At 58.0% G+C, this 11523-nt stretch carries 11 protein-coding genes; 8 read left to right on the plus strand and 3 right to left on the minus strand.

Features of this window, described 5'->3' with window-relative positions:
• Positions 1-286 precede the first annotated feature (286 nt).
• The 7 genes from gspG to gspN all read left to right on the plus strand — a co-directional run bounded on the left by gspG (position 287) and on the right by gspN (position 6452).
• Positions 287-733, plus strand: coding sequence for a type II secretion system major pseudopilin GspG (gene gspG, locus P1S46_03295; protein ID MDF1535513.1), 447 nt, complete (start codon positions 287-289; stop codon positions 731-733).
• A 47-nt stretch (positions 734-780) separates the two neighbouring features.
• Positions 781-1350, plus strand: a complete 570-nt coding sequence (locus P1S46_03300) for a prepilin-type N-terminal cleavage/methylation domain-containing protein (protein ID MDF1535514.1) — start codon at positions 781-783, stop codon at positions 1348-1350.
• On the plus strand, positions 1351-1725 hold the full coding sequence (locus P1S46_03305; protein ID MDF1535515.1) for a prepilin-type N-terminal cleavage/methylation domain-containing protein: 375 nt from the start codon (positions 1351-1353) through the stop codon (positions 1723-1725).
• A 647-nt stretch (positions 1726-2372) separates the two neighbouring features.
• Positions 2373-3383 (plus strand): type II secretion system minor pseudopilin GspK, encoded by a 1011-nt coding sequence (gene gspK, locus P1S46_03310; protein MDF1535516.1) that lies wholly within the window; start codon positions 2373-2375, stop codon positions 3381-3383.
• Positions 3384-3668: 285 nt separating this feature from the next.
• Positions 3669-5063: a GspL/Epsl periplasmic domain-containing protein gene (locus P1S46_03315; GenBank protein MDF1535517.1), complete on the plus strand. Its 1395-nt coding sequence runs from the start codon at positions 3669-3671 to the stop codon at positions 5061-5063.
• Position 5064: 1 nt separating this feature from the next.
• Positions 5065-5601 (plus strand): type II secretion system protein GspM, encoded by a 537-nt coding sequence (gspM, locus tag P1S46_03320; GenBank protein MDF1535518.1) that lies wholly within the window; start codon positions 5065-5067, stop codon positions 5599-5601.
• On the plus strand, positions 5598-6452 hold the full coding sequence (gspN, locus tag P1S46_03325; GenBank protein MDF1535519.1) for a type II secretion system protein GspN: 855 nt from the start codon (positions 5598-5600) through the stop codon (positions 6450-6452). The genes gspM and gspN overlap by 4 nt, the downstream gene beginning before the upstream one ends.
• A 462-nt stretch (positions 6453-6914) precedes the next feature.
• Here the strand turns inward: gspN and P1S46_03330 are convergent, their stop codons facing one another.
• Positions 6915-7364 (minus strand): hypothetical protein, encoded by a 450-nt coding sequence (locus P1S46_03330; GenBank protein MDF1535520.1) that lies wholly within the window; start codon positions 7362-7364, stop codon positions 6915-6917.
• A 48-nt stretch (positions 7365-7412) separates the two neighbouring features.
• Here P1S46_03330 and P1S46_03335 point away from each other — a divergent pair, with 48 nt between their 5' ends.
• Positions 7413-9233 (plus strand): S8 family serine peptidase, encoded by a 1821-nt coding sequence (locus tag P1S46_03335; GenBank protein MDF1535521.1) that lies wholly within the window; start codon positions 7413-7415, stop codon positions 9231-9233.
• 97 nt (positions 9234-9330) lie between these two features.
• On the opposite strand, the gene P1S46_03340 is transcribed toward P1S46_03335, so the two are convergent.
• Both P1S46_03340 and P1S46_03345 read right to left on the minus strand, forming a co-directional pair.
• On the minus strand, positions 9331-10791 hold the full coding sequence (locus P1S46_03340) for an RtcB family protein (protein MDF1535522.1): 1461 nt from the start codon (positions 10789-10791) through the stop codon (positions 9331-9333).
• A gap of 113 nt (positions 10792-10904) precedes the next feature.
• Positions 10905-11327: an archease gene (locus P1S46_03345; GenBank protein ID MDF1535523.1), complete on the minus strand. Its 423-nt coding sequence runs from the start codon at positions 11325-11327 to the stop codon at positions 10905-10907.
• Positions 11328-11523: the final 196 nt, after the last annotated feature.

Consider the following 11523-nt stretch of genomic DNA (forward strand, 5'->3'; position numbering starts at 1 on the left):
CGTAACTTTTGTAGTAACAATAAAAGCTTTAACGCAGATGGGCGGCTCGCTGGTAGGCTGCCCGACCCGCAGAGAACCGCAGTTAACCTGGTTCATGAATACCATCCAAGATCCAGGGTTTTAGCTGCGGCCCCCTGCGGCAGCGCCGGGAAAAGGGCGCTATCTGCCCTTCGACGTACTTACGTTTGCTCAGGGCTGTGAGCCTGTCGAACGGCGGCCCTCTGCGTTACAGCTTTTTAACATTTGGAATCTGGAATGTCGGATTTTAACTGTCAGGAGATTCGGTATGAAATATTTGAGAAATAGCGGTCAAAAAGGCTTCACCCTCATCGAGCTCATGGTGGTCATGGTGATCCTGGCGACCCTGGCGTTCATCGTCGCGCCCAGGTTCCTTGGGGAGCCTGAAAAGGCGAAACGCCTGAAGGCGGAGGTGACCATAGCCAACATGGAGACGGCCCTGAAGACCTATTACCTGGATAACGGTTTTTACCCCACGACCGATCAGGGCCTGGAGGCTCTTGTACGTGAACCCACCACCGATCCCATCCCGGGGAAGTGGCGTGAAGGCGGGTATCTCGAGAAGGGCAAAGTCCCGGCTGATCCCTGGGGCAACGAATATGTCTTCCTTTCTCCCGGTATGCACAGTGATTTCGACATCATCTCCTTCGGTGCGGACGGCGTCGAGGGCGGGGACGATCGAAACGCCGACGTCGAGTCCTGGAACCTCCAGTGACAGCCCGGGGCCTGCCGGAGAACCCGATACAGCCTTCCGGGTGTTGATTGTCCTTCGACAAAATGGAACCGGATAACATGTCTTCCGACAAACCAGCCAGTCACGCCGACTTGTCGCGGGCGGCATCCGGCGGCTTTACGCTTCTCGAGATCGTGATCGTGGTCACGGTAGTCGCTCTCGTGGTGGGTATCACCCTTCCCAGGCTGCCCGATGTTGGCGGCACCAGGATCTACCGCAGCGCCCGCAAGATCGGCAACGCACTCCTGCTGGCCCGCTCCCGTGCCGTATCCCTTCGTCGATATTACCGTGTCGACCTGGACCTTGAAGAGAACAGTATCGAGCTTTCCTATTTCGGCCCGGAGGGTACCTTTATCAAGGATGACGAGCTGCGTCCCGCGGTGCTGGGTCAGAAACATATGACCGATGTGGTGACCGGCAGCGGGGGCAAGACCCGGGAGGGGGAGGGCTCGATCCACATCTCCCCGCGGGGACAGGTCGAACCGTCCCTCGTGCATCTGGCCGATGACCGCGGGCGCGTTCTCACGGTCATTCCCGCGCCTTTCGGTGGACGGGTGACTGTCAACGAAGGCTACCTCGAACTGGCTGCGGGGCTCTAGATGATCACGCAGCCGCGGAGGAGAAGGGGTGAATCCGGCTTCACCCTCCTGGAGGTCCTGGCGGCCCTTTCCATCCTGGGGCTGTCGCTCCTGGTGCTCCTCCAGACCGATGGGCTCAACTCGTCCAGGGCTCTTCATTCCCAACGTCTGCTGGGAGCCGTCAGGCTGGCTGGAGAACAGATGGAGGAGGTTTTCAGCTCCGGGACCGAAGGCCTGGCATCCGGGGAGGGACAGGATGAAGGCGGCCTGTACCGGTGGGAAAGAGTCGTGGTTGACACCGAGTATGCCGGGTTGAAGGAGGTGCAACTCACCGTCCGCTGGTCCGAGGGGAGGCGGGAGGAAAGCTACCTCGTCCTTGCCTACCTCCCGGAGTAATCCTGACGGACGGGAAAAACGGCGCTTTTCCCTTTCCCCAGAACATCAATGAGCCAGGAAAAGTCCCGGACTGAACTTTTTGCGACCCTGTCAAGTTTCGGCCGAGCGGCGCAAAGGCCTGGTTTTCACCACGGAGGCACGGAGAAATGCGTAGGAATGCTGAATGTCGGGGGATAAAGCTTGTCATCGCGAGCCCAAATATAGTCAATTTCCATATTCTTCCTCCCCTCATGTAGGCTTACTTCCTTACCCTTCCTCCCCCTGCCGAGGGGGGAGGATCAGAGGTGGGGGTGAAAGTGACTGCCGAGGGGGGAGGACCGAGGTGGGGGTGAAAGGAACCTGCCCAGGCGAAGCGATCTCAGGCGTATGCCGTCAGAGCGTAAAGAGCATTCACCACGGAGCTTGCTATAACAGAAAATCTCAAGCGTGTGAGCGGGGTGACTACCGTCTTGTGCCATTAAGGCGACGTTGTCGACCTTCGCACAGAGCAAGCTAGCGCCCCGTTTGCACCTTAGCCCGCATGAAGCAAGGTAAGGGCTCCGTTGAGACCCTCGAATCACCAGAGGCGGGCAAGGTGCTATAAATAAAAAGCTTGACTACAATAAACCAGGTCACAGAGAAAGACAAATGCGAAAAAGGTCGAGGGCATGATGGTGACTGAATACCCGGTGGCTGAATTCAAAAGGCAAGAGGGGATTGCCATGATCCTTGCCATCGTGGCGGTCTTCCTCCTTTCGGTCGCGGTCCTGGCGACACGGTCCGGCGTGGACCTGGCCTCCGGGATCGCGGCCAGTGCCGCGCACGAGACACAGGCGGGTTACCTGGCAAGATCCGGGTTGGCCATGGTCAGCGCCGCGCTGGCAGAGGATGATACAGCTGTGGACTCCTTCAATGACGACTGGGCGGCTGCCAACGACATGGGGGCAGTTCCCATCGCGGATGTGGGCTGGGCTGTGGGAAAGGTCACCGACGAGGAAGGGAAGCTGAACGTCCTGGACCTTGTCAACAAGGATCGGATGTCCGATGAGCTTACCGAACTGGCCGAGATCCGCCTCCTGGATCTTCTCATGATCATCGGCCTGACAGAATCCAGGGCCGATGAGATCGTTGACAGTCTCGTGGACTGGATGGATGAGGACAGCACCGTGACCGGTTTCGGGGCGGAGGATTCCTACTACGGGTCCCTGGTCCCGGAGTACAGCTGCCCGGACACTTATTTGATGACCGTTGACGAGCTGGCACTGGTCAAGGGGATCGGGCCGATCCTGCTGTACCAGGGTGAGGGTGAGGTACCGCCCCTTCTGCGGTTTGTCACCGTTTACGGGGATAAGGCCGGTGACTACCGGAAAGTGAACATCAATACGGCCCCGGTGGAAGTCCTCATGGCGCTGGCTCCGGAGATAGACCGGCAGCTGGCAGAGGAGATCGTGGCCTCCAGGGACACCGAACCGTTCACTTCCCCCGCCCAGATCAAGGACGTGCCCGGCTTTCCCGGGGATCAGTTCTACAGCGAGACCCTCGCTTCCCTGGTCGACGTTTCCAGCTCCCATTTTTCGGCCAGGATCACCGGTGAAACGCCGTCGGCTTCCAGCCAGGCCTTCGGCGTCTTCAGAAGGACAGGTCAGGCGGTCAAGCTTGTTTACTACAAATCCTTTTGATAATGTGAACCGGCACAAAGAGAAATTGGTTCACATTATCAAAAGGATTTGTGAAAATTACAATTTGGCTTACTGGAAGTCTTCAGTCGAAGTGGAGTCTCCATAGGTCGATGGCATTCTAACCGGAAGAAATGGGACACGGATCCAGGTTTCATGAATCCGGATGATACCGAACTGTCTCACTGAGGAACAAGGCCGGATAAATGGAACCAGCATATCCACATTTTAATTTTCAGTCATCCGTTAACCAGGAACTTTATCCCCCAGGGATGACTGGAAATTAAAATGTTTGAACGAAGATCCACAGGCATATCCCTCGAGGCCGACGGTACCGTCAGGGTTGCTGAACTGACGGCCACGCCGCGCAGCCTCGCCCTGTCCCGGATGGCGTCCTTTGAACCGGAAGGCCCGGATACCCATACGTCATGGGAAAACGGGATTCGAAAGGCGGGCGTGGAAGGGTACGAGATGTCCTGTGTGGTGATCGGGATCCCTGATGCCCTGGTGTTCCGCAAATCCCTCACACTTCCTTTCAGGAACCGGAACCGGATCATGCAGGTCCTTCACTCTGAACTGGAAGGGGAGATCCCCCTGCCCCCGGGGACCTTCGTCGCCGATTATCTGGATGGCCCTCAGGAAGGTGACGGCGTCTCGGTGACCGTCCTGGCCGTGGAAAACGATACCATCTCGCGTGTCCTGGAGATGGTGGGCCCCGATGCCGGGGTCAGAGGGGTCCAGACAACGGGTGTCGGTATCATCGCCGCCTCTCTGCGGGCCGGGATCGACGAAGGTGTCGTCGTCTGGTGCGGCCACACCGATGCGGTGGTTGTGGAGATGCGTTCTTCCGTTCCCGCAGGTATCAGGCGTTACCATCTGTCCGGACGGGACCAACCCGACGCCGCCCTTCTGGCTGACGCTGTCAGGCCCTTGTCCAGAGTCGGTGACAGGATTTGCCTGATGGGAGCGGGACCCATGGATACGCTGGCTCCCATGCTCAGTGCAGAGGGCACCTTGAGGATCGCCAGGTCTCTGGAACTGGGGATCGTCTCAGAGCCTGCCGTGGTGGCCGGCGACCTGCAGGATCACCTGCCCGCTTTCGGGTTGGCCCTTCGCGGTGTGGGGGCAAGGGGGGGGCTGCCCTTCGACCTGAGACAAGGGCAGTTCCTTGAAAGCCGGCCCCTCCAGGACCTCAAGGGCCCCATCATCCGGACAGCGGCCATTGCTGTCCTCGCTCTGCTGCTGGGAATTGGAAGCCTCGTCCTCGGCCTCGACAGCGCCAGAAAGGAGTACAACGGGTACGTGACGCGAATGGAAAGTGAGTTTACGGAGCTTTTCCCGGGCACGAGGGTGGTGAACGAGATCGCGCAAACGACCGAGAAACTGGAACTTCTCAAGAAGAGAACGGAGACCCTGGCAGGCCTTTCCGGTGGAAGCGCCCTCGGGGCCCTGTCCCGGCTGAGTGCGCTTGTGCCTCCTGACGTCGCCCTGAGGCTCGACGAACTGTCCTACGATTCCCGAAAGCTGAGGTTGGAAGGGTCCGTTTCCTCCTTCGACGCCGTGGACAAGATCAAATCCAGCCTCGAAGGGGATCCCATGTTCGCCCAGGTTCAGGTGCAAAACGCCCAGGTCGGCGCCGATCTCAACAAGGTGACCTTCCGCCTCGTCATGGAGGTCCGGTAAGATGACCGACCTGCTCGGGCGATTATCCCCGCGGGAGAGATGGCTTGTGGCAGGGGCCGCCGCGTTTGTCGGGCTGGCGATCCTTTACGGGTTCATCATCCAGCCCCTTGTGGACAGCCAGAGGCGATACGAGAGCATGGCCCTGCGCAAGCAGGACGAAATGGCCCGGTTCAGATTGATCACGGTGCAGTACCGGGAACTGGAGTCCGCTTTGCAGCTCCTGGAAAAGAGGGCTCTTGCGGGCGGTTCCGACGGATCCCTTCTGGCCCTCATGGAGTCGGAAGCGAAGAAGCTTGGCCTGGCCGACAAGATAGCCAGCATGAAACCGTTCACCAGTGAGCTGGAATCGGGTGTGGTGCAGTCAAGCGTCGAGATGCGGGTCGAAAAGATCGACCTGAAGGGGCTCGTCGACCTTCTCGAAGCGTTGGAAAACAGGAAGCAGTCCGCTGTCACCTCCAGGCTGAGGATCAAGACCCGTTTCGATGACCCGACACTGCTGGATGCCACGGTCATGGTCAGCACCCTGGAGGCCCGATGAAACGCCAGGGCGTTTACCGTTATCTCATATACATTGCGATCTTTTCAGTTTTCACCTCACTTTTCTTCCTCTACGGCTTTCCCGCGGAGCGGTTGACGAGCATTGTCAACGGCAGGTTGAGCACAATGACGGGTTCGGCTGTTTCGGTTGACGAGGCTTCCCTCGGTTTCCCCCTGGCTCTCAAGCTGAAGGGGATGGAGACAGCCTGGTCCGGCGAAAGTGTCCTCCTGGGAGACGCGTTCGTCTCACCAGACCTTGTGGGGCTGCTGACGGGGAAAAAGGGAGGCAGGATCAGGCTCAAAGGCCCCCTGGGGACAGCGCGCCTTTCGATACGGACAGGCGGTCCGGGTGCCCGTATCACGGTCAAGTCCCTCGTTGCCGATCTGCAGGGGGTTTCCGGGGCTCTCCAGTCGCCTGTCCAGGTCGATGGCTTCGTGGAAGGCAGCGCCGCCTTCGAAACCGCGGATCTTGCTTCCGGCAAATGGAACGGCCGGGGGACCGTTAAAGCGGATTCGGTTATCCTGACGGGACCGCTGCTCGAGGCATTCGGTATGGCCCCGTTTGAGCTTGCCGGCCTTAAGGCGGCTTTTTCCCTCGAGGAGAACCTGCTGACCCTCGGGGAGAACAGCATCGAGGGCGATCTGGGTGCCAGCGCGAGGGGGACCATCAGGCTCGTTCCCGCCAGGCCGGGGTCTTCCCGGCTGGACCTTGTGGTGGATCTCCGGCCCGGTATCGGGATGAGGGAAAAGATCTCACCTCTCCTGACCCTCATGGGGGCAAGGCCACGGGCCGACGGCAGCGTTCAGCTGAAGGTGCGCGGGACGGTGGGTAGGCCGTCCGTCACATCCTGACGGCGATTCCATAATCCATCCGTCTTCGCTTTCAGCTATGACATGACAGGGATTCAAATTCCGGTTCATCCGATTAATGCGTACCTGAGTGGTGTCACTTCAGAGCCCGGAAGAGCATTAACCACGGAGGTATCCCTCGACAAGCTCCCTTCGATAAACTCCTTTCGACGAGCTCAAGGCAGGCAGGGCAGGCAGGGCAGGCAGGGCAGGCGGGGAAGGGGAGACAAGGGGTAAGATCTTTCTCCGCATCGCCGCGTCACCCCGTCTCCGCGTCGGTCCTTCTCCTTCCCTTCCTTTTCCTGCGCGGAATGGTTATAATGACCATGGGAGTTTGGGGGGCGCCGAGGGTGACGGCCCCCTTTTTTTTCTGGAGACAGAAAAATGTTGAATAAAGGAAGAGGCTGTACATTTTTCTGTGTGTTAATGATCGCTGTCACGATCGCAGGCCCCGTTTGGGGCATGTCACGTAAACCCCCTGAGCCCGCTTACGTCGAGGGTCAGGTTCTGATCAAGTTCCACGAAAACGTGTCCGAAGACAGGATTTTCGAGATTCTGGATTTGGAGAACTGTGAAATCATAGACCGTATAGAGATGATCGGTGTGTTTGTCGTAAATATCCGGGACGATGAGACAGTTTCTGAGAAAGTGGATAGTTTCAGCGCTTATCCTGAGGTGAATTATGCTGAGCCCGACTATAAAGCGAAAGCCCTCCGGTAGGTCAGGTGTCTTGTGAAGAGAGTTAGCCGGACAGGTATCATAATTTCCGGGATCGCCCTTGGACTGTTCCTTTTTTGGGGGGCGGGTACCCTTGAGGGAAAACCGGAGAAGGGCAGGCCCGACTACGTCCCGGGCCGTGTCCTCGTCAAGTTCAGACCCGGATTGCAGGGGGACCTTAGAAGTGGCGCCGTTCATGCCATGGGAGCCCGGCAGCGGGAACGGCTCCCCCTGGTGGACGTAGAGGTGTTGAACCTGCCGCCGGGGCTTTCAGTTGAAGATGCTATCGATCGTCTAAAAAAAAATCCCAATGTCCTTTTTGCGGAGCCGGATCGTTATGTAACTCCTTTGGGGACGATTTCCCCCGTAGACCCAAAATATCCCAGCCAGTGGTATCTGAACACAAATCCGGTTTCCGATTCCATGGGGTCAATCGACGTGGATATCGACGCCCCGGAAGGGTGGGCGATCCTTTCATCCCTGGAGGCCGGCATCGGTACGACCCTGCAGAGCATAGTTGCCGTTGTGGATAGCGGGTGCGGTGATACCGCATACGCCTATACGGACAATGCCGTGGGTTATATTCCCGGACATCCGGATCTTCTGAACAGTCTCCTGTACACAAACACTGACGAAATAGGGGCCACGGCGGGGTCCGACGACGACGCCAACGGGTTGAAAGATGACTACAACGGTTGGGATTATCTCGCCAGCCCCGAAGACAACAAGCCCGCTGGTGCAGATTCTCACGGCACCTTTATCTGCGGGATTGTGGGAGCAGCGTGGAACGATACAGGAATAGCGGGAATAGGCAGTGAATATTTGCGGATTCTTCCTTTAAGGGTAGCTGGTACCACCAGCAGCATAGCTAAAGGTATCGTTTATTCGGTCCAGAGGAAACTCAGAGGGGATCCTGTGGCAGGAATAAACCTCAGTTGGGGTCTAAGGTCCAACGACTCGACATTGAGGAGTGCTATCCAGGAGGCGGAGGCGGCTAGTGTGATGGTTTACGCGGCCGCCGGTAATGATGAGCAATTTCCATGGTACGACAACGATGTTACTCCATTGTATCCTTCGTCGTATTCCACGATGTTAAATAATGTCATTGGTGTTGCCGCCACCGATTCTTCGGGTGATTTTACGAGTTTTACACATTTCGGACGTAACTCTGTGCAGGTTGCGGCTCCAGGACAAAATATCACTTCTACTACACTGAACAGCCAGGGTAGTTGGGCAACAGGTAATGGGACATCTTTTTCGGCTCCCATTGTCGCTTCTGTAGGGGCGCTTGTCGCTGCGGTTGATACAACCATTTCCCTGGAACAGGTAAAAAACAGGCTTGAACTTGGTGGAACCTTTGATGAAATGTTGACTGAAAAGATCGCCTGGGAGAGGCGGGTCAACCTGGCGGGGTCTTTGGCTCCCTTCTATCCTTTTTCAGGACTGGCACCGATCTATTCGACAGACACACCTTTGTACAGCTACACAGACAGGATCGGCCTGCTCTATGGCGATATTGTTCAGGCTATCAGCAGCAGCAACAGCATTGCCGTAATGGACACCGACTCAGCGGGTAATTGGTATGTCAGGCCTTACAGCCCCGGCATGGTGAGTTTCACAATCACCTATTCGGGGGGGGCGGTATCGGCCTACAGGACGGGAACCTGGCGGGTAACCGGGATCAAACCTTTTTCAGCAACGATTTATATTGGTCAAACATTGGATTTTGAAAATAACACGGGAACCAGTGGAACATGGTTTGTGGAAAATCCACCCATCGGCGATATTGATCCTTCTTCAGGGCATTTCGTTGCACAAAGTGAGGGAGTGACCAGCGTTTATCTCATGTCCAATGGAACGCGATTGGACCAGAGTGGGAATGTTGTTGTTGAAGTGAGACCGATTTCATCAAATGGCGCAGGCTGCTGCGGAGCGACAGCGCCGCCCGGGGATCCTTACATTCCAGGGGCAGTGGAAATGACACTGATGGCTGTTCTTTTGTTGTTTGTGAGAAGAAGGTACCTGGCGGAAGTGAGTGCAAAGTCCAAAGTCCAAAGCCCAAGGTGAAGTAACAATACCAAAGCCCACTACTTTAGAACCGCGGCATGTGCCTGCGGTTTTTCTTTGGCCTTTGGACTTTGGTCTTTGGACTGTCCTCTTTGCGTCAACCCTTTATGACACAAAGGGGACGCATTCTAGCCACCTTCTCCGCGATCCCGGCCCCGTGCACTACCTCCACCACCGCCGACACGTCCTTGTAGGCCTCCGGCATCTCCTCGGCGAGGGACTGTTTGCTCGCGGCCCTGGCGAAGATGCCCCTGTCTTCCAGTTCCCGGTGGATGGCACGCCCCCTGGCGGCCCTGGTGGCGGCCTTTCTCGAAAGGACCCTTCCTGCCCCGTGGCACGAACTCCCGAAGGTCTCGGACATGGCTGCCGCGGTTCCCATGAGCAGGTAGGAGGCCGTCCCCATGTCCCCCGGGATGATCACGGGCTGTCCGTGGGGACGGTAGGCATCGGGAAGCTCGGGGTGACCCGGTCCGAAGGCCCGTGTGGCGCCCTTGCGGTGGACGGCAAGGGAGAGGTCCCTGCCGCCGATCTCGTGTTTTTCCAGCTTGACGATGTTGTGGGCCACGTCGTAGACCAGCCGGAACCCCAGCTCCGAAGGCCCCACCTGGAAAAAATCCATGAAAATCTCCCGGACCTGGTGCATGAGACACTGGCGGTTGGCCCAGGCGTAGTTGGCGGCGCACTTCATGGCTTTCCAGTACTCCTGCCCTTCAGGCGAGAGGAAGGGGGCGCAGGCGAGCTGCCGGTCGGGAAGTTCGATGCCGTATTTGCGCACCGCCCGGTTCATGACCTCGAGATAGTCGGTGCACACCTGGTGGCCAAGGCCCCGGGAGCCGGAGTGGACCATGACCGTGACCTGGCCTGTGTGGACACCGAATGCCGAAGCGGCGTTTTCGTCATACACCTCGTCGACGTACTGGACCTCGATGAAATGGTTGCCGCTGCCCAGGGTCCCCTGTTGGGGCATACCCCGCTCGATCGCGCGCTCACTCACCGCATCCGGGTCGGCGCCCTCCAGGCACCCCCCGGCCTCCGTAGTGATGAGGTCGGCAGCTTCTCCCATCCCGTTTTCCACGGCCCACCGCGATCCCCTTGTCAGGACTTTTCCCAGTTCCTTGCCGCCAAGCCGGATCGAACCCCTGGTCCCGACGCCAGTTGGGACTTTATTGAAAAGGGTGTCCACCAGTTTTTTAAGCCTGTCGGCTCGCGCCAGGTCATCTTTCGACAGGTTCGTCACGGCGAGACGGACCCCGCAATTGATGTCGTAGCCCGTGCCGCCGGGGGAGATGATGCCGCCGGCGTTGATGTCCGTGGCCACCACGCCGCCGATGGGAAGGCCGTATCCGAAATGCATGTCCGGCATGGCCATGGAAGCGCGAACGATGCCGGGCAGGGTCGCTCCGTTGGCGACCTGGCGGGCGCTGGCGTCCTTCCTGATATCCTTCATGAGGAGGTCGTCGGCATAGATGAACCCCGGGACCCTCATGCCGGGAACGGAGCCTTTGGGGATCTCCCAGCGGTAGGGTGAGATCCTGTTGATTGTTATCTGGTCGGACATGGGATGTCCTCCTTGAAGTGAACAGTGAACGATGAACGGTGAACAGAAACTGGTGAACCGTGAAGCGTGAAACGCAAAACCGTTCACGATTCACTATTCACATTTCACCGATCTCATACATCAAATATCACCCTCACCCGGACCTCCCCGGGTGTCTCCTCGATAGCCAGCCCGTGGTAGGTGGCCGCCTTGACGTGGGTGTTGATGATGTGCCTGGAAGGGTCGTAGATCGTGCCTGTCAGGGTGGCCTCGAGGCGGCCGCCCACGATCTCGAGGCTCGGAACGTTTACGGGAATAAAGCCTTCGGTGTCTTCCCGGTAGATGATCTCGTTGAGGAACCTGATGAGGAGATCCTGTGGCGATGGAGCCTGGACGAGAACGGTCCGTGTGACCTTGTCATCTTCCGTCGGGAGGTCGGCCATGACGGCGGCGAGCCCGAGGCCCGCCTGGACAAACGCCTCTTCAAGGGTCTCCCCCCACGCCTCGAGGCCGAGGTCGGCAGTGATCCCATCAAGCTCTTTGTACCCGCCCGCCATATTTCATAATAGCTGTGCGGCGGCACTGCCGCAACGGGGAGAGCAGGACCGAAACGGATAATACACCGACAGGGCGACGGGGCGATTAAGGATTGATGACTTTGCAAAAAGTCATCAATGCGCCCCGCGCGGGGCGCCCAAATCAATGACTCACTCCGTAAGTCATTGATTTGTAAGGAAAGGGAAAACGACGCTT

The organism is bacterium, from assembly GCA_029210545.1.
In the GTDB taxonomy this organism is placed as follows: Bacteria; BMS3Abin14; BMS3Abin14; order BMS3Abin14; family BMS3Abin14; genus JARGFV01.